The organism is Zoogloea sp. GW822-FHT05C07, from assembly GCF_058800215.1.
Map to the genome: position 1 here is coordinate 3,144,033 of NZ_CM179510.1, position 24,700 is coordinate 3,168,732.

Genomic DNA, 24,700 nt, shown 5'->3' on the forward strand with positions numbered 1-24,700 from the left:
TCAGAACTCGGGCCTGCGGGGGGCTGTGTGCCCGCTGTTGGCGAGGGGGGCGGCGTTCACGAAGATCATGCTGGGTTTCTGCTCGAACGCCATCGGACTCCGGTATGGATGGTGGGCGGCGAGCCGCCGGGTTTGCGCTTCCGTCATATGATAGTTGGCTGGGTGGCGTGGCGCCAGCGATGCGCCGCTCAAGCTGTGCTTGTCCCGCACCGCTTTGCGCCCACTGATGCCGACAGCCGCGTCGAGCCGGAAAGCGGGCGCAAAGCGGAACAGTTCATTGCCGTCGGAGGCGCGGAAAGCCATGATCCCGTCCTGGTTAATGCTTGTCGTCGCGTGACGCGCATCCGGGTACGCATCACTCCTTGCGGCGAGGGGACTGCCCGAAACGGGCTTCGCGGGCGTTGGGGGCAGGAAGGCCACGGGGAGGCGGGCAAAATACTGGGGGATCGGCATGGTCATCGTGCCGTTTCGGCCCGGGGTCCGGATTTTCTCCGTTTTGCCGGGTGCTGGGTAGGCTAAACTGGCCCCGATTTTAGACAGGCGTTCAATTTAACGGTTTGTAATGATGCAGACGCGCATACTGATTATCGAGGACCACGTGCTGGTGCGGGAGGCCATGGCGCTGACCCTGGCCCAGGTTGGGGAAGGCGTGCACTGCGAGCAGGCCAGCAATGCCACCGACGCGCTGGCCCTGCTGGAGGCCGATCCGAACTGCGATTTGCTGGTGGTGGACCTAATGCTGCCGGAGATCAACGGTTTCTCTCTGCTGGGGGTGATTGCGAAGCGCTTCCCCGACGTGCCGGCGCTGGTGGTGTCAGCCCTCGACGACCGGGAGTCGGTGCAGCGGGCAATGAAGGCCGGTGCGTCGGGCTTCGTGTCCAAGGCCAGCCCCAGCAATACGCTGATCGAGGCGGTGCGGACCATCCTGGCCGGCGGCGTGTTTACGCCCGATTCGGCCATCGGCGGCAACGATGGCAACCGTAACCGGCGCGCCAGCCAGGCCTTCGCCGAGCGCTTCCAGCTCACCGCGGCGCAGGGCCGGGTGCTGGAGCTGGTGGCCCAGGGCAAGTCGAACCGGGACATCGCCGAGTTCCTCGGGCTGTCGGAAGGCACAGTCAAGGTCCACGTGTCGGCGATCCTGCGTTCCCTCGGCGTGACCAGCCGGGCCCAGGCCCTGTTGATGATGACCCGAGCCGGCCTGCGCGTCTGAGCTCTGGCATGACGCGAACCCCGTTGCTGACACAACGGGGAATTCATTTGCGAACAATTCTTATTTGTACCTATAATCGTCGCAACTGATCTGCATTCGGCGGTTCCCGATGATTCGTATTTCTGGACAGCAGCGCAATCCGGCGGGGCCGGCCCGGTTCTCCGTCATGGACGGGAGCCGCGCATGAATGCCGCCGCCCCCGCTGTTGCCACCATTGCCCTGCCCACCACGCTGCTGCGCGGTGCGCGCCGGCCGCAGATCGCATTGGTCGGGCTGGCCCGCACCGGCAAGAGCACGATCTTCCAGGCCGCTTCCAGCACCGCTGTCGAATCCGGCAAGCTCGACGCCAGCGCCCTTGGTTTCGACGCCTGCCAGGTGAATGTCGGCCTCGAGCAGGCCGCGCTGGTAGACCTGCCGTCGCTGCGCACCCTCCATGATCTCGACGACGCCGACCGCCTGCTGCTGATGGCGCTGCTGCGCGGCGAGCCCGGCCAGGGCGGCTTCAAGGCCCCGGACGTGCTGATCCAGGTGGTGGACGCCACCGCGCTGGAGCCCAACCTGGCCCTCGCCCAGGAGTTGTGCCAGCTCGGCAAGCCGCTGGTGATCGCCCTCAACCGCCTCGACGAGGCCCGCGAGCGCGGCATCTACGTCAATGTGGAAGCCCTCTCGGCGGAACTCGGCGTGCCGGTGGTGCCCACCGTGGCGCACATGGGCAAGGGTATCCCGGCGCTGTTCGAGACGGCCCTCAATACGGTGCGCGGCAAGACCTGCCCGCTGCCGCAACTCCCCGGCGCCCACCTGGTCAAGGCACTGGCCGGGCTCAATGCGATCCTCGACCGGCCGGAGGTGGAAGCCGCCTTCCCAGTGCCGCGTTCGCTGCTGCTGACGCAGCTCGCCAAGGACAACACCTATTTCACCGCCGAGATGGCGCGCCTGTTTCCGGCGCTGCTGCCGGCCATCCAGGATGCCCGCGCCGAAGCGGCGCGCCACCTGCCGCGCCCGCTGGCGGAGGAGCTGTTCGCAGACCGCCACTACCGTGCCGCGGCGCTGCACGAACAGGTCACCCGCCTCGGCCATGCTGCCGAGAAGGCCGGCTGGAAGCGCGCGCTGGACCGGGTCTTCCTGCATCCCCAGTGGGGCTTTATCGGCACGCTGGCGGTGTTCGCGCTGGTGCTGTTCATGGTCTTCGAGGTCAGCACAACCCTCGATGCGCTGACTTCGGCACCGCTGGCGGCGTGGGTCGGCCAATGGGAGCCGGATACCACCCTCGGCGTGGTCGGCCGGGCCGTCGCCGACGGGATGGTTGGTCTGGTCGGCATCGTCGTGCCTTACATGCTGCCGCTGGTACTGCTGCTGGTGAGCCTGGAGGAGTCCGGCATCATGCACCGGGTGGCCTTCGTGGTGGACCGGGGCTTCCACCACATCGGCCTGCACGGCGGCGTGGCGGTGCCCTTCCTGCTCGGCCTCGGCTGCAACGTGCCGGCCCTGTCGGCGGTGGCGGCTACCTCGTCGGGGCGGGAGCGCATCGTCGCGTCGCTGCTGATCACCTTCGTGCCGTGCTCGGCCCGCTCGGCCATCGTGCTCGCCATCGGCGGCAAGTACCTGGGCTGGGAAGGGGTGCTGGGCATCTTCCTGCTGACCATGCTGATCATCGCCGTGTCCGGCAAGCTGCTGACCCGCCGCTACGTGCAGGCCAGCCCGGGCATGATCCAGGCCATTCCGCCCTATGCCTTGCCTCAGTGGCGGCGCCTGCTGTCCATCACCTGGGAGCGCACCAGCGACATCCTGACCATCGTCACGCCGCTGCTGGTGCTGGGCAGCGTGGTGCTGGCGCTGCTGGCCCACTTCGGCGCCGACGCGGTGATCAACACGCTGCTGCTGCCGGTGACCCACTGGTGGCTCGGCCTGCCAGTGGTCCTCGGCGTGCCGATCCTGTTCGGAGTGCTGCGTAAGGAGTTGTCCCTGCTGATGGTCTATCAGGCCCTCGGCACCCAGGACATCGCGCCGCTGCTCGACTGGGTGCAGATCGCCACCTTCCTGGTTTTTCTGACCTTCTACGTGCCCTGCGTGTCCACCTTCGCGGTGATGCTGAAGACCGTCGGGCGGCGCGATGCGCTGTTCTCCATCGGCCTGTCGGTGGCGCTGGCGCTGGGCATCGCCTTCCTGTGCCGGATCGGCCTGGAAGCGGTCAACTGGCTGGTCTGAAAACCCGGAATAGGTTTTCTTAATCGCCAGGTCATATTCCTTCGGCAAGGTTGCAGGCTAATCCCTGACCTTCCGAGGAAGACCGATGCAATTCCCTGTCAAGAAGCTCTCCGCCTGGCTGGCGGCGAGTTCCGTCCTGGCGCTGGCGGCCTGTGGCGGCAGCTCCAGCAATCCGCCCGATCCGGTCACCGTCAAGGTGATTGCGATGAACGATTTCCACGGCAACATCGAAGTGCCGGCCGCCAACAACGGCGGCTCCGTCGTGCTGAAGGACCCGGCCAACGCTGCCGGTACGACCGTGCGCACCGGCGGCGCGGCCTATCTGGCCACGTTGATCAAGCAGCTCAGGGCCAGCAACGCCAACAACATCGTCGTCGGCGCCGGCGACATGGTCGGTGCCTCGCCGGTCACCTCCACGCTGACCCATGACGAAGCCACCGTGGACATCCTCAATCAGATCGGCCTCGAAGTGACCTCGGTCGGCAACCACGAGTTCGACCACGGCAAGGGCGAACTGCAGCGCCTGCAGAGCGGCGGCTGCTACATCGGCGGCACCGTCGGCAAGGACACCTGCATCAACGGCGGCGTCTTCCCGGGCGCCAGCTACAAGTGGCTGTCCGCCAACGTGGTGGATACCGCCAGCGGCAAGACCCTGTTCCCGGCAACCTATGTGAAGAAGTTCGGCAAGGCCTCGGTGGGCTTCATCGGCCTGACCCTGAAGGGCACGCCGGCGGTGGTGACCTCCACCGGCGTCGCCGGCCTCAACTTCCTCGACGAGGCGACCACCATCAACAGCTACGCCACCCAGCTCAAGAAGGACGGCGTCGACGCGGTGGTGGTGCTGATCCACCAGGGCGGACAGACCACGGCCTCCACTCTCAACGACCAGAGCTGCCCGAACCTGTCCGGCGACATCCTGCCCATCGTCGATGCCCTCGGCAAGGACGTGGACGTGGTGGTCAGCGGCCACACGCACCAGGAATACGTCTGCAAGCGCAACGGCAAGCTGCTGACCTCCACCGGCTTCTACGGCAGCGCGGTTACCGACATCAACCTGACCATCGTGCCGGGCACGGGCGTCACCGGTCTGACAGCCAACACCGTGCCGGTCATCAACGACCTCAACACCACTGCGCCGACGGGTTACGCGATCCTCGCCAAGGACGCCACCATCGACGCGGCGGTGCAGTCCTACGTGAATCTCGCCGCCACGCTGAAGAACATGGTTGTCGGCTCGATCACCGCCGACATCAAGCGGGCCCTGCTCGCCAACAGCTCCACGCCGACCCGCGACGAAACCGCCGAAGGCCCGATGGGCGACGTGATGGCCGACGTGTACCTGTCCGGCGGCCCGCAGGCCGACATCGCCTTCATCAACCCGGGCGGCGTGCGTGCCGACCTGATCTACAAGAACGGTGGCGCGGTCACCTATGGCGACCTGCTCACCGTGGCGCCTTTTGGTAACGTGCTGGCCACCGTGGATCTCACCGGCGCGCAGATCGTGCGCCTGCTCGAGCAGCAGTGGGAAGCCCCCAACTGCTCGGCCAAGACCGGTGCTAACGGTTGCGGTCGCATGCTCCAGCCGAGCAGCACCTTCAGCTACAGCTGGGATGCCTCGAAGCCGGCCGGCGCCGCCGTCGGCAGCGGCAACCGCGTGGTGGCCGGCTCCCTCAAGCTCAACGGCGTGGCGATGGACATGAGCAAGACCTACCGGGTTACGCTCAACAGCTTCATGGCCCCCGGACCGGGCGACAACTTCTCGGCGGTCACCACCAGCGGCACCAACGTGACCAACAGCGGCGTCATCGACATCGATGCCTTCGTCGGCTACATGAAGAAGAACCTGAACCTGGCGCCGCCGGCGCCGCGTGTCACCCGCCTGAACTAAGAACAAGGATCTTGCGGAGCCGGCCGCGTGCCGGCCTTTTCGACCGGGGCGGCGCTGTCGCCCCGGCTTGTTTTGGGGACTGATTCCGTGTTGAGACATCTGCTTGCCTTCCTGCTGGTGCTGAGCCTGCCGGCAGCCATCGCCGGCGCCCCCGACCCGGCATTGCCGGGCCGGATCGCCGAGGCTGCCCTCGACGCCCAGGGGCGTTGCTACCGGCTGATCCACCATGACACCTTCGCCTACGAAGCCTGCCTGACGAGTCTGCTGGCCGAGGAGAAGAAGGTCGGGTCGCGGCGCCTGGGCATCGAGTATTTCGGCTTCGTCGGCGCGCTCAATTCGGCGCGCCTCGGCATGCTCGGCGCGCAGGACACCGCGTGGGTCTTCCTGCAGCGCTTCCGCGCCACGCAGAAGAAGCTGCGCATCGACGACGCCAGCCTGTGCGCGACGGTGCCCGGCGACTGCGAGGTGCGCATCGCCCGCATGAAGCTGATGGAGAAGTTGCCGCCGCCGCGCTCGCCCCGCGACCAGCCCGACGACGGGCATCGTCACTAGACTTGGCGGGCGTATGCTTGGCATGGCTCGATGAATATGGAGGGAACAGTGATGAGCGACGTCGTTGAACAGATCCTCGGTTTCAATGCCGGCCGGGACCCGGACCGCCTGGTCCTCAAGTACCGCAACATGCGGGAGAGCGCCTTCGTCTTCCTGCGCGGTACCTGCCATCTGTTTTACCGGCGCCTGCCGGATGAGCCGCTGTTCGCCACCGCGCCGCCGGTCTGGAGTTGCGGCGACCTGCATCTGCAGAACTTCGGCAGTTACAAGGGCGACAACCGGCTGGTCTATTTCGATCTCAACGACTTCGACGAAGCCGCGCTGGCACCGGCCAGCTGGGACCTGGTGCGCTGCCTGGCCAGCGTGCAGATCGGCGCCGCGTCGATGGAGCTGAAGAAGAAGCAGGCCGCCGAACTATGCGACGAATTCCTAGACGCCTACCGGGCCACGCTGGTTGCCGGCAAGGCCGGCTGGGTCGAGCGCGACACCGCTAGCGGCCTGATCCGCCATCTCCTCGACGGCCTGCACGGGCGGCTGCGCCCGGCCTTCCTGGATAGCCGAACCGTGCTCAAGGGCAAGCGACGCCATCTGCGCCTGGACAACGGCAAGGCGCTGCCGGTCACCGACAAGCAGCGCGACAGGGTCGTCAAGCTGGTCGGCGAACTGGCCGAATCCCAGGCCAATCCGGATTTCTACGAGGTACTGGACGTGGCCCGGCGGATTGCCGGCAATGGCAGCCTGGGCGTGGATCGCTTCGTGATCCTGGTCCGCGGCAAGGGCTCGCCGGACGGCAACTACCTGCTCGATCTGAAGGAGGCACTGCCCTCGTCGCTGGCGCCTTGCCTCAAGACGCCGCAACCGGCCTGGAAGTCCGAGGCGGCGCGGGTCGTGACGGTGCAACGGCGCATGCAGGCGGTGTCGATGGCCTTCCTGCAGCCGGTAAAAATGGGCAAGCGCTCCTACATCCTGCGCGGCCTGCAGCCGACCGAGGACCGGGTGACGCTGGTGGAGTCCCATTCCGGTTTCGAGGCGATCCGCGGCGTCGTCGGCACGATGGGCGCCATCGTCGCCAGTGCCCAGCTGCGCAGCAGCGGGCGCAGCGGCTCGGCGATAGCCGACGCGCTCATCGACTTTGGCGCCGGCAAGTGGCGCAAGGCCTTGCTGGGCGCTGCCGACGAATGCAGCGACCGGCTGCGCAAGGACTGGAAGGTGTATTGCGAGGCCTATGACGACGGCGCTTTCAAGGTCCAGGGCTGAACTGCCCCGAGCTGTTCAGCGCATCCGCGCAATGTCCCGCAGCGGCGGGGCGCCGAACAGGCGGCGGTATTCGCGGCTGAATTGGGACGGGCTTTCGTAGCCGACCCGGCGCGCCACGGTGGCGGCGTCGATGGCCTCGGTGAGCATCATCTTGCGCGCCTCCTGCAGGCGGATCTGCTTCTGGTACTGCAGCGGGCTCATCGCCGTCAGCGCCTTGAAGTGGTGGTGCAGGGACGACTTGCTCATATTGACCGCGTCGGCCAGCGCGTCGATGGACAAAGGCTGGTCGAAGTTGCCCTTGATCCAGTCGATGGCACGGGCGGTGCGGTGGCCCTGGCTGTCGGTGGCGGCGATGCTGCGCAGGCGCTGGCCCTGGGCGCCGGTGAGCAGGCGGTAGAGCAGTTCCTGTTCGCGCAGCGGCGCCAGCACCGGAATGTCGTTCGGCGTGTCGAGCAGGCGCACCAGACGCAGGAAGGCGTCCATCACCGGGGCGGTGAGCGGGCTGACGCCGAGGCCGAGCGCGCCGGCACCCGGCGGCAGCGGCGCCAGCTGCATGGAGCCGGCCAGTTCGGCGATCCGGCGCGGGTCCATGTCGAATACCGCACAGAGGTAGGGGCGCTCTGGAGAGGCCTCGGTGATCTGCCCGATCACCGGCAGATCCACCGACGTGATCAGGTAATGCTGGCTGTCGTACTGGAAGGCTTCGTCGGCGAGGCTCAGGCGCTTGGTGCCCTGGGCCGCGACGGCCAGCACCGAGCGGTAGACGGCGCAGATCGGCGTGCTGGTGCTCGACGCGCGGAACAGGCTGAGGCCGTTGATCGGCGTCGGATTGGGGCCGTCCGCGGTGCAATATCGTTCAATCAGCGCGGCCAGCTCGAGGCGCGAGGCGTCGAGCGCGAAGGGCGCTGGGTGTGTGGGAACGCCTGATCCGGTCATGGTTTGATTCTCCGTCATCGACGCTGACGAGGGTATCGTCTTCCCGCCGGGTGTTATGCGGATGAGACACTAATCTGGATGATTGGGCAAGAATCTCACAGGATCCTGCAATGCCTTCCGGGTGCGGCTGGGCTACATTTTGGTCCATGGTGGCGGGATTCCTGATGACCGTGGGGGCGAATTTATTCGTCCCCGGCCTGTCAATCGAGGCCCGTAGGCGATTCTGTTCGCCCCCAACCCCCTGAACACAGAACAATCCGGCAACCCCACGGAGATAGACCATGATCCAGCTGAATGTGAACGGCAAGCCCCAGCGCGCCGACGTCGACCCCGACACCCCGCTGTTGTGGACCCTGCGCGATTCGCTCCTCCTCACCGGCACCAAGTTCGGCTGCGGCGCCGGCCTGTGCGGCGCCTGTACCGTGCATGTGGACGGCCAGCCGACGCGTTCCTGCATCACGCCGGTATCGAGCGTGACGGGCAAGAAGATCACCACCATCGAGGCCGTCGACAACTCCCGCGTCGGCAAGGCTGTGCAGGATGCTTGGCGCAAGCTCGACGTGGTGCAATGCGGCTACTGCCAGTCCGGCCAGATCATGAGCGCCGTGGGCCTGCTGAAGACCAAGAAGAACCCCACCGACGCCGACATCGATGCTGCGATGGCCGGCAACCTGTGCCGCTGTGGCACCTACGTGCGCATCCGCGCGGCCATCCACGAAGCCGCCAAGGCGCTGGCCTGAGGAGAGACGACATGACCCAAGCCATTCACAACCTCTCCCGCCGCCACTTCCTGCAGGGTTCCGCCGGCCTGACCCTCGGTCTGGCGCTGCCGGCCTTCGCCGCCAAGGGTGCCAAGACGGCAGCCGCAGCCGGTTCTGCCGCCGCGTTCGAACCGACCCCCTTCCTGAGCATCGGCGCCGACAACTCGGTGACGGTGATCTCCAAGCACCTCGAAATGGGGCAGGGCACCTACACCGGCCTGGCCACCATCGTTGCCGAAGAGCTCGACGCCGCCTGGTCGCAGGTGCGTGTCGATGGCGCGCCGGCTGATGCCAAGCGCTACAACAACCTGGCTTTCGGCCCCATGCAAGGCACCGGCGGCAGCACCGCGATGGCCAATTCCTGGGATCAGCTGCGCCAGACCGGCGCCGTGGCGCGGGCGATGCTCGTCGCCGCCGCGGCCAAGCGCTGGAACGTGCCGGCCGCCGAGATCAGCGTGCGCGACGGCGTCGTGTCCCACGCAGCGAGCAAGCACAAGGCGACCTTTGGCGAACTGGCCGAAGCCGCCGCCGCCGAGGCCGTGCCGGACAGCGTGCCTCTCAAGGACCCGAAGGATTTCCGCCTCGTCGGCAAGCACGCGCCGCGCAAGGACAGCTTTGCCAAGACCAACGGCACGGCCCAGTTCACGCAGGACGTCCATCTGCCGGGCATGCTGGTGGCGGTGGTCGCCCACCCGCCGCGCTTCGGCGGCAAGGTCAAATCCTTCGACGCCAACAAGACCAAGGCGATCAAGGGCGTTGTCGATGTGGTGGCAATTCCCAACGGCGTCGCGGTGCTCGCCAAGGACACCTGGAGCGCCAAGAAGGGCCGCGACGCGCTGAGCGTCGAATGGGACGACAGTGCCGCCTTCAAGCTCGGCAGCGAGGAGATTTTCGCCCGCTACCGTGAACTGGCCCAGACCCCCGGCCTGATCGCCCGCAAGGACGGCGACGGGGACGCCGCTTTCGCCGGTGCCGCCAAAGTGGTCAAGGCCAGCTACGACTTCCCCTACCTCGCCCATGCCGCGATGGAGCCGATGAACTGCGTCGTGCAATTCACCGGCGACAGCCTCGAAGTGTGGAACGGCGAGCAGTTCCAGACCGTGGACCAGGGCAACCTGGCAGCGCTGTTCGGCCTGCCGCCCGAGAAGGTGAACATCCACATGCTGTACGCCGGCGGCAGCTTTGGCCGGCGCGCCTGCAAGGATTCCGACTACGTCAAGGAGGCGGCCTCCATCGTCAAGGCGGCCGGCACCCGCGCGCCGGTCAAGATGGTGTGGCTGCGCGAGGACGACATGAAGGGCGGCTACTACCGGCCCCAGTTCCACCACGCCATGGAGGCCGCGCTCAATGCGGACGGCTCGATCCGCGCCTGGCGCCATCGCCTGGTCGGCCAGTCCATCGCCAAGGGCTCGCCCTTCGAGGGCTTCATGATCAAGGACGGTGTCGACGGCCTGTCGGTGGAAGGCGCGGCGACGCTGCCCTACGCGATCCCCAACCTGCAGGTGGAACTGCACACGCCCAGCGACATCACGGTGCCGATCCTGTGGTGGCGCTCGGTGGGCTCGACGCACACGGCTTACTCCACCGAAACCTTCATCGACAAGCTGGCGGCCGAATCGAAGCAGGATCCGGTGGCCCTGCGCCTCAAGCTGCTCGACAAGCATCCGCGCCACGCTGGCGTGCTGCGCCTGGCCGCCGAGAAGGCTGGCTGGGGAACGCCGCTGGCCAAGGGCAAGCCGGGCGAGCGGCGTGGCCGCGGGGTGGCCGTGCATGAGTCCTTCCACTCCTACGTGGCCCAGGTGGCCGAGGTGACGGTACAGGCCGACGGCAGCGTGCGCGTGGATCGCGTCGTCACCGCGGTGGATTGCGGCGTGGCGATCAACCCGGACGTGGTCCGAGCCCAGGTCGAAGGCTCGGTGGGCTTCGCGCTGTCAGCAGCGCTGCACGGCGAGATCACCCTCAAGGATGGCGTCGTGGAGCAGGGGAATTTTGGCGAGTACGCGCCGATCCGCATCAACGAGATGCCCAAGACCGAGGTGTACATCGTGCCGTCCGCCGAGAAGCCGACCGGCATCGGCGAGCCCGCCGTGCCGCCGGTGGCACCGTCGGTGGCCAACGCGATCGCCGCCGCCACCGGCAAGTGGCTGACCCGTCTGCCTTTCCGTTCCGAAGAGCTGAAGGCCTGAGCGAGCAGGGCTCCAAGCACCGCCGCAGGGGCGCATGAGTTCGCCCTTGCGGCCGGTTTTTAGGGAAAGGTTCAAAGCATGGACAGTCAGGATCTGCAGGTCCTCGCCGCGCTGAGGCGCTGGCGCGAGGAAGGGCATCGGGCGGCCCTCGTCACCGTCGCCCAGACTTGGGGTTCGGCGCCCCGTCCGGCCGGGGCCTGGATGGCCCTGCGGGACGACGGCCGGGTGCAGGGCTCGGTGTCCGGCGGCTGCATCGAGGACGACATGATCGCCCGCATGCTGGACGGGCGTATCGCCGGCAGCCAGCCCTTCGTGCTGCGCTACGGCGTGACGCGGGAAGAGGCCAACCGCTTCGGCCTGCCCTGCGGCGGCACGCTGGAACTGGTCGTCGAACCAGCGCCGGACGCGGCCCAGCTCGATGAGCTGGCCGCACGCATCGAGGCCGGCCAGCTGGTGCGCCGGGAGATCGAGCTGGACAGCGGTACGGTGCGCATCCTGGACGCCTGCCGCGGCGAGGCCCTGCTGTGGGACGGCACTCGGCTCGGCACGATCCACGGACCCCACTGGCGGTTGCTGATCATCGGCGCCGGGCAGATCGCCCGCTATCTGGCGCCGATGGCCCAGGCGCTCGACTACGCGGTGAGCGTCTGCGACCCGCGCGAGGAATATTCCGTCGAGTGGGACGTGCCCGGCGCGCCGCTGGTGGCCGGCATGCCCGACGACGCGGTGCTGGCGATGGGGCCCGATCCCCACACCGCCATCGTTGCGCTGACCCACGACCCGAAGCTGGACGACATGGCCCTGCTGGAAGCGCTCAAGTCGCCGGCCTTCTACGTCGGGGCGCTGGGCTCGCGGGTGAACAACGCGGCGCGCAAAGAGCGGCTTCTGAAGTATTTCGACCTGTCGGAAGGCGAGGTCGGGCGCCTGCACGGGCCGATCGGCATCCACATCGGCAGCCGCACGCCGCCGGAGATCGCAGTGTCCGTGCTGGCCGAGATGACTGCCGTGAAGAACGGCGTCGTCGTGCCGCGGGCCGAAGCGAGCACTGTCGCCAGCGCCGGCTGCGGCGTGCGTTAGCGGTGGCCGGCGAGATCGTCGGCCTGCTGCTGGCGGCCGGCCAGGGGCGGCGTTTTGGCGGCGACAAGCTGCTGCATCCGCTGCCCGACGGCATGCCGATCGCCGCGGCGGCGGCGCGCCATCTGCGCGAAGCTTGTCCGCGGAGCATCGCGGTGCTGCGCCCGGAGCAGCGCGAACTGGCCGGGCTGCTGCAGGCGGAGGGGCTGGAGACGGTGTTCTGCCAGGCTGCGGTCGATGGCATGGGCCACAGCTTGGCGGCCGGCGTGGCCGCCAGCGCCGCCGCGGCGGGCTGGGTCGTTGCGCTGGCCGACATGCCTTTCCTGCAGACCGACACGCTGCGCCGGGTTGCCGACGCCGTCAGCGGCGGCGCGGCGCTGGCGGCGCCTGTTCACGACGGGCGGCGTGGCCATCCGGTCGGTTTCGCAGCGCGCTGGAGGGATGAACTGCTGGGCCTTGTCGGCGACGAGGGCGCGCGGGCGATCCTTGCCAACCACAAGGCGGAACTGCTCGCCATCGAGACCGATGACGCGGGCTGCCTGCGCGACGTGGATACCCGCGCCGATCTGCCCGCCTGAACCTGCGGCTTACAGCCCGAGGGACTTGAGCAGGTCGTCGTGGTCGTCGCCACCGCCGTTGGCGGGAGCGGGCGTTGCGGCGGCCGGCGTGGAGCCCGCGGCGGCGATCAGCGCGTCCGGATCGGGCGCGTCCTGGGGCTCGAAGTCGTAGAGCTTGATGAACTCCGTGCGGTCGATCGCCAGTTCCAGGTAGAAGATGTTGTTGCGGCCGGTGTAGAAGGTCACCCGGCGGGTCTCGGGCTGGTCCAGGTGGGTATCCACGCTGAGCACCACCTGCTTGTTGAGGACCAGCATCTTCGGCTGGTTCTGCGTGATGTGGGTCTGCAGCTCGCGCCCAATCTGGCCGGTGAAGTCGCCGACGATCTGGTTCATCAGCTCGCCCATCACGTTGCTGACGTCGTCGGAGGTGTGGGAGCTGGCCAGGTCGTCCTTCGACATGCCCATGTTGAGCATGTAGCTCTCGTACAACTCCATCGCTGACTGGGCCGAGAAGTTGATGACCACCAGGCCGGAGAAGCCGCCGTCGAACAGCACGAAGCAGCCGATGTCCGGCTTCAGGCAGGTCTTGGTGATGCGCTGGACCATGCCCGAGTAGCGGATCTGGCTGTGGGTGGCCACGCTGAGGACCTTGGTGACCGAGTTGCAGAGGCTCAGCAGCAGATCTTCGGTACCGAAGACGACGGGATTTTTTTCTTGTGTGCTCATGCTTTGGCGACGACCCCTATGGAATGAGCTGGCTATGTTAGCGGACTTGCCTGCTCGAAGCCGAACAGGCTGCGCGGGTTGTCCCACATCACCGCCCGGCGTGCGGCGGGGGCGGGCAGCAGGCGCTCCATCAGCTTGAGCAGCGGGCCGTAGTCCACCCGCGACGGGGCGCGCAGGAAGGGCCAGTCGCTGCCCCAGATGCAGCCGCCGTTGCCGAAGGCTTCCACCAGCGCCTGCACATAGGGCCAGGTGTCCTCGAAGGGGTAGGGCTGCTGCGAGAACTTCACGTAGCCGGACAGCTTCACATGGGCATTGCCGCGGCGGCCGAAGGCCAGCAGGGCCTGGAAGCCCGCCTGCCCGAGGCCGGCGGCCATGTCGGGGCGTCCGCAGTGGTCGAACAGCAGGCGCGCGCCGCTGGCTTCGAGCAGGGGGGCGAATTCGACCAGCTGGTTTTCCTGCACCTGGATCTGCGCGAACAGGCCAAGCTCCGCCAGGCGTTCCAGCAGCGGGCCGCAGTCGGCGTAGTGGGCCACGCCGAACAGCGCCGCATTGAAGGCGATGCCGACGATGCCGGCGGCCTTGAGGTCTTCCAGCTCGGTGCGCGGGCAGTCGTTGGCGACGACTGCCACGCCCTTCAGGCGGCCCCGGCTGGCGGCGATGGCGCCGAGCATGCAGCGGTTGTCCCGGTCGTAGCCGGAGTTGGGCTGCACGAGCAGTGCGTGGCCGACACCGTAGGCATCGAGGACATGCAGGAACTGGGCCGGCGTCCCGAGCTCCTGGCCGGCGGGCTTGTAGAAGCTGTCTTCCCCGTAGGGATAATGCACCGGATCGAAAATGTGCGCGTGGCAGTCGATCTTGGCGTCGTCGAAGATGCTCATGGTTTGGTGTCGGGCAGGGCCTGGCGGACGGCCTGCCAGTCTAATGGGATGGGTTGGGTCGTGCCGGCCGGGTGGCTGGCCAGCGCTTCGCGCAGGTGCTCGATGCGCTCGGCGGTGGCCGGGTGGGTGGAGAACACGGTCGGCTCTGTCGAGGCTGCGCCGCTTTCGTTGCGCGCCAGCGTCTCGAAGAAGCGCTGCATGCCCTGCGGGTCGATGTGCGCTTCGGCCAGGCGTTGCAGGCCGCGGGCGTCGGCTTCCCGTTCCGCATCCCGCGAGAACTTCAGCTCACCGAGGCGGGCGCCCCAGCCGCCGAGGGCGCCGTAGTCGCCGAACAGCGCCGACACGATGACCCGCAGGCCGGCCGAGCGGACGATCTGGCGCAGGCTGTGGCGCAGCTCAACGTGGGCGATCTCGTGGGCCAGCACGCCGGCCACGTCCTCCGCCGAGCCGGCCTGTTTCATCAGCCCCGAATACACCACCACCACGCCACCAGGGGCGGCGAAGGCGTTGATGTCCGGGCGTTCGGCCAGGTAGAAGCGCAGGTTTTCGCCGGGGCGGGCCAGGCGCTTGCCGATCAGCTGCAGCGCATCCAGCGCCGGGCCCTGTTCGATCAGCTTGCTGTCGAGGCGGGTGCGGGCCAGCACCGCTTCGCCGATCTGCTTCTCGATGGACGGCGGGATGTGTTCGACGACTCGGTCGGCCAGCGGCTCGACGGCCAGGAAGACGCCGGCGATGAGCAGCAGCGGCAGCAGGATCAGCGCCATTACGCCGAGGCCGAAGCGCCGGTGGGTTTTGCGCTGGGCGTGCGTGCCGCTGGCGAACAGGGCCGGCGCGGCGGCTTTCAGTGGTGCGATGGCCGCGTCGGCGATGATCAGCAGGTGTTCACCGCCGTCGCCGGGCCAGGTGATTGCCCACTGGCTGTGGTTGAAGCCCCGTGCCTCGGCCCGCAGCGCCGCTGCGCATACGCGCAGCGGTTCGGAATCCTCGGGGGCGACGAGCAGGTGTTCGCCCTCCCAGTACAGCAGCGCCGGGTGGCCGTGGGCATCGCCGCCGGCCGGGTAGTAGCGGGCGGAAACCGGTGCGTCGCTCACTGGACTACCCTTCTGCCGCTACGCGACATCGTCCCCGCGGGAGGGGGAAGGCCGCCTGCTGACGGCCGGGCAGCGGCGTTCAATCGTCGTCGCCGAGCAGGGAGCCGAGGCCGATGCCGCCGAGCAGCGAGGTGCTTTCCTTGCCGCCGCCGCCCTGCACCACGCGGGAGGCCATCACGATGCGGTCGGCCATGCGCGACAGGGGCAGGGACTGCAGCCACACCTTGCCGGGGCCGGTGAGGGTGGCGAAGAACAGGCCTTCGCCGCCGAACAGGGCGGTCTTGATCTTGCCGGCGTACTGGATGTCGAAATCGACGCTGGGCTGGAAGGCCACTACGCAGCCGGTGTCCACGCGCAGGGTTTCGCCGGGGGCGAGGGTCTTTTCGAGCAGGGTGCCACCGGCGTGGATGAAGGCCATGCCGTCACCGTCGAGCTTTTGCATGATGAAGCCCTCGCCGCCGAACAGGCCGACGCCGATCTTCTTCTGGAACGCGATGCCGAGGGACACGCCCTTGGCGGCGGCGAGGAAGGAGTCCTTCTGGCAGATCAGCGTGCCGCCGACCGTGGACAGGTCCACCGGCACGATCTTACCCGGGTAGGGGGCGGCGAAGGCGACCCGGCGCTTGCCGCTGCCTTCGTTGTGATAGATGGTGGTGAACAGGCTCTCGCCGGTCAGCAGGCGCTTGCCGGCGCCGAGCAGCTTGCCGAACAGGCCGCTCTGCTGGGCCGAGCCGTCACCGAAGATGGTGTCCATCTGGATGCCGTCCTGCATGTACATCATCACGCCGGCTTCGCCGACGGCGGCCTCGCCTGGGTCGAGCTCCACCTCGACGTACTGCATTTCGTTCCCGAAGATTTCGTAATCGACGACATCCATGGCCATGCTGGGCTCTCCATCCTGTAAGCGGTAAGGGGGCGCAAGGGGCATGCGACAGGCGCAAGCCTGTGTTGCGCGTTCGGCGCATACGGTACGGGTAAGGTCGCCATCTTTCAATGCCCGCTTTGCATGGCGATGAAAATGCCGGCAGCGTGGCGGTAGGCGGATCGGCGGTGTGGAGCCGGATTTTCTCGCGTTGCGGGCTCGGCGGTGGGTTCAGGCAAGCGGCGGGTTGCCCGGCAGGCGCACCTGCAGGCGGGCGCCCTGTCCGCCGGTCGGGTCGAGGGCGTGGACTTCGCCGCCAAAGCCGCGGGCGATCTCGCGCACGATCGCGAGGCCTAGGCCGCTGCCCTGACCGCCGGTGCCCGGCAGGCGAAAGAAGCGCTCGAAGATGCTCTCGCGGGCCGGCAGCGGGATGCCGGGGCCGTTGTCTTCGACCTCGATGAAGACGTCGTGGTCCTGCTGCCGGCAGCGGATCGTCACTTCCCCGTCGGCTGGCGTGTAGTGGATGGCGTTGATCACCAGGTTGGCGATGGCTTCGCCGAGCAGCAGGCTGTCGCCGCGGACGCAGGCTGGCCGCAGTTCGAAACCCAGGTCGATGCGGTGGGTTTCGGCGAGGCGGATCCATTCAGGGCTGCGCTCGCGGATCAGCTCCGGTACGTCGATCGGGGCCGCCAAGTCGGCGTGGCGGCCGCTGGGCTCCGCCGACAGCAGCACCAGCATCTGGTTGACCAGGTGACCGAGGCGTTCGATGGCGCTGATGCACTGGCTGCAGCGGGCGGCCCGCGCATCGGCGTCGGTTTCCCGCTGCAGCAGTTCGAGCTGGGTGCGGACGCCGGCCAGCGGGGTGCGCAACTGGTGGGCGGCGTTGGCGACGAAGCGCTGCTGGGCGGCGGAGGCCTGGTCCAGGCGGTCGAGCACGAGGTTGAATTCGTCCACCAGCGGGCGGATCTCGGTCGGGGCGGAGGCCGAGTCCAGCGGTTGCAGCGCGCGGTGCCCCATGCGCTTGAGCGCGGCGCGGATGTCCTCCACCGGCAGCAGTGCGTGGCGGATGCCGAACCAGATGGTGAGGCCGGTGGCACCGGCGAAGAAGAGCAAGGGCAGAGCCAGCGCAAAAGTCAGGTCCACGCGCAGCTGGTCGCGCTTGCGGGTGGTTTCGGCGGTGACGAACAGGAAGGGCTCGCCGGCGATGGTCCGGCGCAGCGTGCTGACGCGGATCGGGTGGCCGCGGAAATGGGAGTCGAAATTGACGCGTTCCTCGCCGTCGGATTCGCTGCTGTCGTCATCGCCGGACGCGGCGTGGGGCAGGCCGATGTCGCCGGCGATGAAGCGCCGGTCGGGGCCGAGAACCAAAAAGTAAATCTCGTCCACCCGGTCGGTACGCAGAACCTGCTCGGCCGCCGCCGGGAAGACGAAACGGGGTTCGCCGCCAATTACATCCAGGTGAGGCACGAGGGCCAGGCCGGCGTCGGCCAGGGCCTGGTCGAAGGCTTCCATGGCCGGCTGGTGGATCAGGTGATAGGCCAGCGGCAGGAAGGTCGCGACGGCAAGCCCGGCCGGCAGCAGCAGCCACAGCAGCAGCGCTTTACGCAGGCTTCGCGTCATGGGGCATGTCTTCGAGCATGTAGCCCAGCCCGCGTACGGTGCGGATGCGGATGCCCGCCGGCTCCAGCTTGGTGCGCAGGCGGGAGACGTACACTTCGACGGCGTTCTCGCTCATGTCCTCGTCCCACGAACACACGGCGGCGACGATGCGCTCCTTGCTGAGGACGCGCTCCAGATTGTCGAGCAGGAAGGTCAGGATGGCCCATTCCCGCTGCGGCAGTTCCAGCGGCTGGTTGTTCAGCCAGGCCCGGTGGGCTTCCTCGTCGAGGGCGAGGGGGCCGAATTCGCGCCGCGCGCTGCCCTGGCCGCGGCTGCGCCGGGCCAGCGCATTGACTCGGGCGAGCAGCTCGACCGCGGCGAAGGGCTTGGTGAGGTAGTCGTCGGCGCCCAGATTGAGGCCGCGCACCCGTTCGTTGAGGGCGTCGCGGGCGGTCAGCATCAGCACGTGGACCGGATTGTGACGGGACCGCAGACGGCTCAGCAGCTCCAGCCCGTCCATGCCGGGCAGGCCGATGTCGAGCAGCAGCAGGTCGAACTTCTCGGCGGACAGCGCGGCCTCCGCCAGTTCGGCGGTGCCCACGTAATCGGTGGTGAAGCCCGCGCCGCGCAGCAGTTGCGCGACACCATCGGCCAGCAAGGGGTCGTCTTCGACAATGAGGATGCGCATGGTAGGTCTGTTTGTCGGTGAGGGACGGAGGCTGTTTGCGTCGGGGTTTTAGCCTTCGCTGCCGTTGTGGTTACCGTTCTGATTGCCATCCTTGGGGCCGCCGAAGGACAGCAGCACCGGCAGCAGCAGCAGCGTGAAGATCGTGGCGCTGACGATGCCGCCGACGATCACCACCGCGAAGGGGCGCTGGGTTTCCGAGCCGATGCCGTGGGACAGGGCCGCCGGCAGCAGGCCGAGGCCGGCCATCAGCGCGGTCATCACGATCGGGCGCAGGCGCAGCATCGCGCCGTCGAGGATGGCCTCGGTGCGGGTGGCGCCGCGGCGGGCGATCTCGATGACCTGCTCGACCATGATCACGCCGTTCTGCACCGAGATGCCGGCCACTGCAATGAAGCCCACCGCCGCCGATACCGACAGGTGCAGGCCGGCGATGGCCAGCCCGGCAAAGCCGCCGATCAGCGTGAAGGGCACCATCGCCAGCACCAGCAGGGCCGGGCGGATGTCCTTGAAGGCCCAGAACAGCAGCGAGAAGATCGCCCCAAGGGTGATCGGCACGATGACCTTCAGACGGCCCATGGCGCGCTGCTGGTTCTCGAACTGGCCGCCCCAGGTGACGGAGTAGCCGGCTGGCAGGGACACTTCGGCGGCGACCTTCTGCTGGGCTTCGGCGACGAAGCTGCCCTGGTCGCGACCACGCAGGTTGGCCTTGACGATCACGTTGCGGCTGCCGGCTTCGCGCTGGATGCGCGAGGCGCCCTGGCGCAGCTCGATGTCGGCCAGGTCGCCGAGGGGAATGCTGCCCTTGCCGTCGGGCAGGGCCACCGGCAGGTGGGCAATGTCGTCCACCTGGTCGCGGTATTGCGGGCCGAAGCGCAGCGTCACGTCGTAGCGCCGTTCGCCGTCGTAGTACACGTTGACCGCGGTGCCGCCGAGGGCGGTCTGGATCATCGCGTTCACGTCGTTCACCAGTATGCCGTAGCGGGCCAGGGCTTCGCGCTGCAGGCGGATGTCCACCTCGCTCTGGCCGCCCACCGGCAGGGCCGCCACGTCGGCCGAGCCCTGGATGTGGTTGAGGACGGTGGCGATCTCCTGGCCCTTGGCTTCGAGCACCTGAAGGTTGGGGCCAAAGACCTTGACCGCCAGTTCGCCCTTGGCGCCGGACAAGGATTCCTCCACGTTGTCCTCGATGACCTGCGAGAAGTTGGACGGCAGGCCGGGAATGGTGGCCAGCTTGGCCGCCATGCTGTCCACCATCGCGTCCTTGCTGGCGAAGCGCCATTCGCCGTGGGGCTTGAGGTCGGCGAGGATTTCCAGATTGTTGGGGCCCTTCGGGTCGGTGCCGTCATCGGGACGGCCGACTTGGGTGATCACCGCCTTCACCTCCGGGTAGCTGAGCAGGATGCCGCGTACCTTGCGCTCGATCTCCTTGGTATTGGTCAGCGATGAGGACTGGGGCAGGCTGACGGTCAGCCAGATGTTGCCTTCGTCGAGCTTGGGCAGGAATTCGGAGCCGAGCAGCGGCGCCAGCGCCAGCGCGACGACCAGCGAGATGCCGGACAGGCCGATGGTTACCGTCCGGTGGGACTGCAGGCGCACCAAGAGATCGCGGTAGCGGTGCTGCAGATTGTGCAGCCAGGCGCTTTCCTTCTCGGCCATGTCCTTGTTGAGGGCGAAGGACAGCAGCGTCGGCACCAGCGTCAGAGTCAGGATCAGGCCGCCGAGCAGTGCGAAGGACAGGGTCAGCGCCACCGGCGTGAAGATGCGCCCTTCGACGCGCTGGAAGGTGAAGATCGGCAGGAAGGCGACGATGATGATGGCCTTCGAGAACAGGATCGGCGAACCCAGCTCGATACAGGTCTGCTTGAGGGCGTGAATGCGTCGGCCGACCGGCGAGGTGATGCCGTGGTGCTCAGTCCGGGCGTCGAAGGCTAGGCGCACCATCAGGGCTTCCACCATCACCACCGCGCTGTCGATGATGACGCCGAAGTCCACCGCGCCGAGGGAGATGAGGTTGGCTGACACGCCCAGCGCGTGCATCAGGATGAAGGCGAACAGCAGCGACAGCGGAATCACCGCCGCGACAATGATGGCCGCCCGCAGGTTGCGCAGGAAGATCAGCAGGATCGCGGTGACCAGCACCGCGCCGACCAGAAGGTTTTCGCCGACGGTGGCCACGGTGTGGCCGATCAGCTCGGTGCGCTGGTAGATCGGGCGGACTTTGTAGCCTTCCGGCAGGCGCGCGTTGACCTCGTCCACCTTGGCGCGGAGGGCTTCGACGACCTTGGTGGCGTTGCCGCCCTTGGTCATCTGGACGATGCCCTCGATGACGTCGTCGTGATCGTTGAAGGCGACGATGCCCGAGCGCGGGCGGGCGCCGGCGACCACTTCGGCGACGTCGCTGATACGCACCGGCTTGCCGTCACGGGCCACCACGACCACGTCGCGGACGTCGTCGAGGTTGTTGAAGAGGCCCAGCGAACGCACCACCAGGGCCTCGTCGCCGCGCCGCAGCAGGCCACCGCTGCCGTTGCCGCTGGCGCCCGTGAGGGCCTTGCTGACATCGTCGAGGCTCACACCGTACTTGCGCAGAAGGTCTGGTTCGATGCGCACCTGCACCTCGCGGATCGAGCCGCCGAAGCTCACCACGTCGGCGATGCCCGGCACGATGCGCAGGGCCGGGCGGATGGTCCAGTCCTGGATGGCGCGGACTTCCTCCTGGGAGGCGCCCGGTGGCGAGTCCAGCACATAGCGGTAGATCTCGCCGACGGCGGTGGTCAGCGGGGCCAGCGTGGGCTGCACGCCCGGCGGCAGATTGACGGTCTGCAGGCGCTCCAGCACCTGTTGGCGGGCGAAGTAGTCGGCGGTCTTCTCATTGAAGGTGAGGGTGACTACCGACAGGCCGGTGATCGACACGGAGCGCAGCTGGGTCATGCCCGGCACGCCGCTCATCTCGCGCTCGATCGGCAGCGTGACGGTGCGTTCGACCTCTTCCGGCGCCTGGCCGATGGCCTGGGTGACGACCTGGACCTGCACGTCCTGCACGTCCGGGAAGGCCTCGATGGAGATCTGGCTGAAGGAATACAGGCCGTAAATGAGCAGAGCCAGCGCGGCGATGATGACGAAGGCGCGCTGGCGCAGGACCGCGGTGATGATGGAGTCGAACATGCCGGGGCGTCCTTAGCGGGAGCTGCTGGCCAGTTCGGCGTTGAGGAGCAGGGCGCCGACGCCGACCACCTTCTCACCGGCCTTGATGCCCTGCCAGACGTAGGCCAGGCTGCGGGTCTGCACGGCGAGGGTGACCTCGCGCTTCTCGAAGACGCCCGGCTCCCGTTCGACGAACACGTAGTTCTTGACGCCTTCCACCAGCAGCGCGCCGGTCGGGATCTTCGGCAGCTCGCCCTGGTTGTCGGCGAGGATGCCGACCTTGGCGTACATCTCGGGCTTCAGCAGCCCTTCCTTGTTGTCGACGGCGACCCGCGCCTGCACGCGGCGGGTCTGCGGATCGAGGGTCGGCGCGACGCGCACGACCTTGCCCTCGAAGCTGCGGTGCGGATAGGCGGAGACTTCGACTTGAGCGGATTTGCCGACGGTGACCAGCGGCAGATCACGCTCCGGGACGTCGACGAGGACCGACAGACGGCTCATGTCCGTGATGACGAACAACGGCTCGTCGGCGTCGGGGCGGACTTCCATCGCCGGGTTGATGCGGCGGGTAGCAACGATGCCGGCAATCGGTGCGCGCAACACGTAACGCTCGCCGCCCTGGGCGACGCCGCTGCCCGGCGTCAGGTTGGCGAGGCGCAGGCGGGCCCGTTCGACCTCGGCCTGGGCCTGGTGCCAGTCGGACTGCGCTGCTTCGAGATCGCGCTTGGGGACGACTTCCGCATCGAACAGGCTCTTGGCGCGTTCGAAGGCGGCCTTCTTCTGGCTGGCGTCGGCTTTGGCCTTGGCCAGGTCGGCGGCGGCGGTGCCCAGCTCGGGCGCGTCGAGGACGGCGAGAACCTGGCCGGCCTTGACCTGGTCGCCGACGTTGGCGCTGATCTCCAGCACGCGTCCGGCGATCGGCGCGAACAGGCGGGCGGTGGCGTTCTCGTCATAGACCACGCGGGCAGCGAGGGGCTCGTCCAGCGGCACCGGCGCGGCTTCGGCCCGTTCGACCTTGATCTGGGCCAGCTGCGGGGCGGCGGTCGGGAAGCGCAGTACGCCGGGCTCGGCCGACGGTTTCATGACCACCGGTTCGGCGGCGCTTTCTTCGGTGCCGTTGTGGAAATACACATAGGCGCCGCCAGCAGCGGCAGCCACGGCCAGGGCGATGACGATCAGTCGGGTTTTCATTGCGGGGTTTCTCCGGCCAGGCGCAGCAGCATGGCGGCGCGGGCGAGGTCGGCGCGGGCCTGGATGGCCTCGATGCGGGTGGTGCGCAGGGTGCGCTGGGTGTCGAGATAGTCGGTGAGGCTCATGCCGCCCTTCTGGATGGCGATGTCGGCGCCCCGGCCGGCCCGTTCGGCGGCTGGCAGCACGACGTCGCGGATGCGCGTGAAGCGCGCCGCGCTGGCTGCCTGTTCGGCGCGCAGGCGGGCCTGCTCGCCGCCGACGCCGGCCTGGGTGGCGACGAGCTGCTGTTCGGCAGCGACGTAGTCGGCTTCGCTCTTGGCGATGTCGCCACGGTAGTCGTAGCCGAGGAACAGCGGGATGGACACGCTGAGGCCGTAGGCGTTTTCGGGAACCGTGCTGTTCGGATTGACCGGCGTGTGTTCGTACTGCACGCCGATCGACACGTCGCGGGTGCGCTGGGCGCGGGCCACGTCGCGCATTGCGTTGGCTTGTTCGACGCGCTGGCGGGCGGCAACGACGTCGTAGCGCTCGCCAGCGTTCGATGCGCCCGGTGCCGGCAGGGCATCGGCCCCGGGCCATTCGTCGGTGGTCTCGACGCGATCGGCGGGAACGCGGTTGCCGAGCAGCAGCGCCAGCGCGACACGGGCGCGGGACAGGTCCAGTTCGGCCTGCACGGCGTCGTTGGCGACGCGGGCGGCGTCGGCGGAGAAACGGGCCACGTCCACCCCGGCCAGGTCGCCGGCCTTGCCGCGCAGCTCGGCGGCGTCGGCGGCGCGGCGGGCGAGGGCCGCGTTCTCGTCGGCGATGCGGCGGATCTCGCGGGCCGCGCGCAGGTCGAGCCAGGCGTTGGCCAGGTCGATGCGGGCCAGGCGGATGGTGTTGTCCAGGTCGGCCTGGGTGGCGGTCAGGTTGCTTTCCGCGGCACGCAGGCGCAGCGCGCGCTTGTCGCCGCGCTCGAACACCTGGTCGATGCGCACGACGTTGTCGGTGGGGCGCTTCCAGTAGCCGCCGCTGCCTTTCGCGCCTGGATCGACGGAGGTGGCGCCAACGGTCAGCTGCGGGTTCGGTCGGGCCGCTGCGATGTCGATGCCGGCACGGGCGCCGGCCAGTGACGCGCGGGCCTGGACGATGGCCGGATTGGCCTCGAGGAGCAGGCGGTCAGCGTCGGCAAGGCCCAGAGGCTGGATGTCGGCGGCCTGCACCAGGCAGGGGAGGGGCAGCGCAAGGGCGGCCAGGATGAAGCAGGAACGGGAACGCATGCCGGAATCCGGGATGGGACAGTGACCTAAGTCTAGAAAGACTTTCTGTCGATGAACTTACTTTTTTCTTGCACGGAGCTTGCAGAGTGTTTCCTGGCGAAGGCCGTGCTCCGCATATGAAGGAAGTAAAAAAGCTGTGCACGCAGACTTGAAAAGCGTTCTGGGCGACCCTATTATTAGCACTCGTCGGGGCTGAGTGCTAACAAGCATCGTCCCCGGTCCTCGCCAAGACCTGAATTGGCCAATGCATTTTTCCGTCGGGCAGCCTTGCCCGGTTTGAAACGAGTAGGAGATCTATAGATGAACATCCGTCCCTTGCATGATCGCGTGATCGTCAAGCGCGTTGAAGCCGAGCGCACCACTTCCAGCGGCATCGTGATCCCCGATTCCGCCGGCGAGAAGCCCGATCAGGGCGAGATCCTGGCTGTCGGCCACGGCAAGATCCTCGAGAGTGGCGAAGTGCGCAAGATGGACGTCAAGGTTGGCGACCGTGTCCTGTTCGGCAAGTACGCCGGCCAGACCGTCAAGGTCGATGGTCAGGAACTGCTGGTCATGCGCGAAGAAGACATCATGGGCGTGCTCGAGGCCTGAGCCTCGCTACCCGCGTCTTCCCCCAGTCCCTAGATAAAGAATTCC

At 67.8% G+C, this 24,700-nt stretch carries 21 protein-coding genes; 10 read left to right on the plus strand and 11 right to left on the minus strand.

Annotated features, from left to right (window positions below; all coding sequences use genetic code 11):
* The gene (locus tag AC3QL2_RS14710; protein ID WP_493231134.1) at nt 1–459 is read right to left on the minus strand and encodes a hypothetical protein; all 459 of its coding nucleotides are present in this window, start codon (nt 457–459) and stop codon (nt 1–3) included.
* 103 nt (nt 460–562) lie between these two features.
* On the opposite strand from AC3QL2_RS14710, the gene AC3QL2_RS14715 reads away from it, so the two are divergent.
* The 5 genes from AC3QL2_RS14715 to AC3QL2_RS14735 all read left to right on the plus strand — a co-directional run bounded on the left by AC3QL2_RS14715 (nt 563) and on the right by AC3QL2_RS14735 (nt 7,112).
* A complete protein-coding gene (locus tag AC3QL2_RS14715; RefSeq protein ID WP_481121033.1) occupies nt 563–1,210 on the plus strand; it encodes a response regulator transcription factor in 648 nt (215 codons plus the stop codon).
* A 183-nt stretch (nt 1,211–1,393) separates the two neighbouring features.
* Nucleotides 1,394–3,415, plus strand: a complete 2,022-nt coding sequence (locus AC3QL2_RS14720; protein ID WP_493231135.1) for a FeoB small GTPase domain-containing protein — start codon at nt 1,394–1,396, stop codon at nt 3,413–3,415.
* 85 nt (nt 3,416–3,500) lie between these two features.
* Nucleotides 3,501–5,303 carry a bifunctional metallophosphatase/5'-nucleotidase gene (locus tag AC3QL2_RS14725; RefSeq protein WP_493231136.1) on the plus strand — a complete coding sequence of 601 codons (1,803 nt, stop codon included), beginning with the start codon at nt 3,501–3,503 and terminating at the stop codon, nt 5,301–5,303.
* 87 nt (nt 5,304–5,390) lie between these two features.
* The gene (locus AC3QL2_RS14730; RefSeq protein WP_493231137.1) at nt 5,391–5,855 is read left to right on the plus strand and encodes a hypothetical protein; all 465 of its coding nucleotides are present in this window, start codon (nt 5,391–5,393) and stop codon (nt 5,853–5,855) included.
* 51 nt (nt 5,856–5,906) lie between these two features.
* On the plus strand, nt 5,907–7,112 hold the full coding sequence (locus AC3QL2_RS14735) for a DUF2252 domain-containing protein (RefSeq protein ID WP_493231138.1): 1,206 nt from the start codon (nt 5,907–5,909) through the stop codon (nt 7,110–7,112).
* Between the two features lie 15 nt (nt 7,113–7,127).
* On the opposite strand, the gene AC3QL2_RS14740 is transcribed toward AC3QL2_RS14735, so the two are convergent.
* Nucleotides 7,128–8,048 carry an AraC family transcriptional regulator gene (locus AC3QL2_RS14740; RefSeq protein ID WP_493231139.1) on the minus strand — a complete coding sequence of 307 codons (921 nt, stop codon included), beginning with the start codon at nt 8,046–8,048 and terminating at the stop codon, nt 7,128–7,130.
* Nucleotides 8,049–8,329: 281 nt separating this feature from the next.
* Between AC3QL2_RS14740 and AC3QL2_RS14745 the strand changes: the two genes are divergently transcribed.
* The 4 genes from AC3QL2_RS14745 (at nt 8,330) to AC3QL2_RS14760 (ending at nt 12,647) form a co-directional block, all read left to right on the plus strand.
* Nucleotides 8,330–8,788 (plus strand): (2Fe-2S)-binding protein, encoded by a 459-nt coding sequence (locus AC3QL2_RS14745; RefSeq protein WP_493231140.1) that lies wholly within the window; start codon nt 8,330–8,332, stop codon nt 8,786–8,788.
* Nucleotides 8,789–8,799: 11 nt separating this feature from the next.
* Nucleotides 8,800–10,995, plus strand: coding sequence for a xanthine dehydrogenase family protein molybdopterin-binding subunit (locus AC3QL2_RS14750; RefSeq protein ID WP_493231141.1), 2,196 nt, complete (start codon nt 8,800–8,802; stop codon nt 10,993–10,995).
* Between the two features lie 78 nt (nt 10,996–11,073).
* Nucleotides 11,074–12,072: an XdhC family protein gene (locus AC3QL2_RS14755; protein WP_493231142.1), complete on the plus strand. Its 999-nt coding sequence runs from the start codon at nt 11,074–11,076 to the stop codon at nt 12,070–12,072.
* A 2-nt stretch (nt 12,073–12,074) separates the two neighbouring features.
* Nucleotides 12,075–12,647: a nucleotidyltransferase family protein gene (locus tag AC3QL2_RS14760; RefSeq protein ID WP_493231143.1), complete on the plus strand. Its 573-nt coding sequence runs from the start codon at nt 12,075–12,077 to the stop codon at nt 12,645–12,647.
* Nucleotides 12,648–12,656: 9 nt separating this feature from the next.
* Here the strand turns inward: AC3QL2_RS14760 and AC3QL2_RS14765 are convergent, their stop codons facing one another.
* The 9 genes from AC3QL2_RS14765 to AC3QL2_RS14805 form a co-directional block, all read right to left on the minus strand.
* Complete coding sequence (locus AC3QL2_RS14765) at nt 12,657–13,352, minus strand: DUF3334 family protein (RefSeq protein ID WP_493231144.1); 696 nt, start codon at nt 13,350–13,352, stop codon at nt 12,657–12,659.
* 32 nt (nt 13,353–13,384) lie between these two features.
* Nucleotides 13,385–14,230: an amidohydrolase family protein gene (locus tag AC3QL2_RS14770; RefSeq protein WP_493231145.1), complete on the minus strand. Its 846-nt coding sequence runs from the start codon at nt 14,228–14,230 to the stop codon at nt 13,385–13,387.
* On the minus strand, nt 14,227–15,321 hold the full coding sequence (locus AC3QL2_RS14775; protein ID WP_493231146.1) for a M48 family metallopeptidase: 1,095 nt from the start codon (nt 15,319–15,321) through the stop codon (nt 14,227–14,229). Before AC3QL2_RS14775 ends, AC3QL2_RS14770 begins: the two co-directional genes overlap by 4 nt.
* Nucleotides 15,322–15,400: 79 nt before the next feature.
* Nucleotides 15,401–16,204, minus strand: a complete 804-nt coding sequence (locus AC3QL2_RS14780; protein ID WP_079434233.1) for a TIGR00266 family protein — start codon at nt 16,202–16,204, stop codon at nt 15,401–15,403.
* 210 nt (nt 16,205–16,414) lie between these two features.
* The gene (locus AC3QL2_RS14785; RefSeq protein WP_493231147.1) at nt 16,415–17,803 is read right to left on the minus strand and encodes a sensor histidine kinase; all 1,389 of its coding nucleotides are present in this window, start codon (nt 17,801–17,803) and stop codon (nt 16,415–16,417) included.
* Nucleotides 17,784–18,470 (minus strand): response regulator, encoded by a 687-nt coding sequence (locus AC3QL2_RS14790; protein ID WP_493231148.1) that lies wholly within the window; start codon nt 18,468–18,470, stop codon nt 17,784–17,786. The genes AC3QL2_RS14785 and AC3QL2_RS14790 overlap by 20 nt, the downstream gene beginning before the upstream one ends.
* A 48-nt stretch (nt 18,471–18,518) precedes the next feature.
* Entirely contained in the window at nt 18,519–21,635 is a 3,117-nt protein-coding gene (locus tag AC3QL2_RS14795; protein ID WP_493231149.1) for an efflux RND transporter permease subunit, read from the minus strand.
* Between the two features lie 12 nt (nt 21,636–21,647).
* Entirely contained in the window at nt 21,648–22,805 is a 1,158-nt protein-coding gene (locus tag AC3QL2_RS14800) for an efflux RND transporter periplasmic adaptor subunit (protein ID WP_493231150.1), read from the minus strand.
* On the minus strand, nt 22,802–24,064 hold the full coding sequence (locus AC3QL2_RS14805; protein WP_493231151.1) for a TolC family protein: 1,263 nt from the start codon (nt 24,062–24,064) through the stop codon (nt 22,802–22,804). The genes AC3QL2_RS14800 and AC3QL2_RS14805 overlap by 4 nt, the downstream gene beginning before the upstream one ends.
* A gap of 300 nt (nt 24,065–24,364) precedes the next feature.
* Here AC3QL2_RS14805 and AC3QL2_RS14810 point away from each other — a divergent pair, with 300 nt between their 5' ends.
* Nucleotides 24,365–24,655, plus strand: coding sequence for a co-chaperone GroES (locus AC3QL2_RS14810; RefSeq protein WP_493231152.1), 291 nt, complete (start codon nt 24,365–24,367; stop codon nt 24,653–24,655).
* The last annotated feature ends 45 nt before the right edge of the window (nt 24,656–24,700 follow it).

What these genes read in the sequence shown, in the direction of transcription:
- AC3QL2_RS14735 (WP_493231138.1), top strand. Translation starts at nt 5,907, where the DNA reads ATGAGCGACGTCGTTGAACAGATCCTCGGTTTCAATGCCGGCCGGGAC.
- AC3QL2_RS14770 (WP_493231145.1), bottom strand. Translation starts at nt 14,230, where the DNA reads ATGAGCATCTTCGACGACGCCAAGATCGACTGCCACGCGCACATTTTC.
- AC3QL2_RS14805 (WP_493231151.1), bottom strand. Translation starts at nt 24,064, where the DNA reads ATGCGTTCCCGTTCCTGCTTCATCCTGGCCGCCCTTGCGCTGCCCCTC.
- AC3QL2_RS14750 (WP_493231141.1), top strand. Translation starts at nt 8,800, where the DNA reads ATGACCCAAGCCATTCACAACCTCTCCCGCCGCCACTTCCTGCAGGGT.
- AC3QL2_RS14810 (WP_493231152.1), top strand. Translation starts at nt 24,365, where the DNA reads ATGAACATCCGTCCCTTGCATGATCGCGTGATCGTCAAGCGCGTTGAA.
- AC3QL2_RS14720 (WP_493231135.1), top strand. Translation starts at nt 1,394, where the DNA reads ATGAATGCCGCCGCCCCCGCTGTTGCCACCATTGCCCTGCCCACCACG.
- AC3QL2_RS14795 (WP_493231149.1), bottom strand. Translation starts at nt 21,635, where the DNA reads ATGTTCGACTCCATCATCACCGCGGTCCTGCGCCAGCGCGCCTTCGTC.
- AC3QL2_RS14710 (WP_493231134.1), bottom strand. Translation starts at nt 459, where the DNA reads ATGACCATGCCGATCCCCCAGTATTTTGCCCGCCTCCCCGTGGCCTTC.
- AC3QL2_RS14790 (WP_493231148.1), bottom strand. Translation starts at nt 18,470, where the DNA reads ATGCGCATCCTCATTGTCGAAGACGACCCCTTGCTGGCCGATGGTGTC.
- AC3QL2_RS14725 (WP_493231136.1), top strand. Translation starts at nt 3,501, where the DNA reads ATGCAATTCCCTGTCAAGAAGCTCTCCGCCTGGCTGGCGGCGAGTTCC.
- AC3QL2_RS14800 (WP_493231150.1), bottom strand. Translation starts at nt 22,805, where the DNA reads ATGAAAACCCGACTGATCGTCATCGCCCTGGCCGTGGCTGCCGCTGCT.
- AC3QL2_RS14715 (WP_481121033.1), top strand. Translation starts at nt 563, where the DNA reads ATGATGCAGACGCGCATACTGATTATCGAGGACCACGTGCTGGTGCGG.
- AC3QL2_RS14765 (WP_493231144.1), bottom strand. Translation starts at nt 13,352, where the DNA reads ATGAGCACACAAGAAAAAAATCCCGTCGTCTTCGGTACCGAAGATCTG.
- AC3QL2_RS14785 (WP_493231147.1), bottom strand. Translation starts at nt 17,803, where the DNA reads ATGACGCGAAGCCTGCGTAAAGCGCTGCTGCTGTGGCTGCTGCTGCCG.
- AC3QL2_RS14780 (WP_079434233.1), bottom strand. Translation starts at nt 16,204, where the DNA reads ATGGCCATGGATGTCGTCGATTACGAAATCTTCGGGAACGAAATGCAG.
- AC3QL2_RS14740 (WP_493231139.1), bottom strand. Translation starts at nt 8,048, where the DNA reads ATGACCGGATCAGGCGTTCCCACACACCCAGCGCCCTTCGCGCTCGAC.
- AC3QL2_RS14745 (WP_493231140.1), top strand. Translation starts at nt 8,330, where the DNA reads ATGATCCAGCTGAATGTGAACGGCAAGCCCCAGCGCGCCGACGTCGAC.
- AC3QL2_RS14755 (WP_493231142.1), top strand. Translation starts at nt 11,074, where the DNA reads ATGGACAGTCAGGATCTGCAGGTCCTCGCCGCGCTGAGGCGCTGGCGC.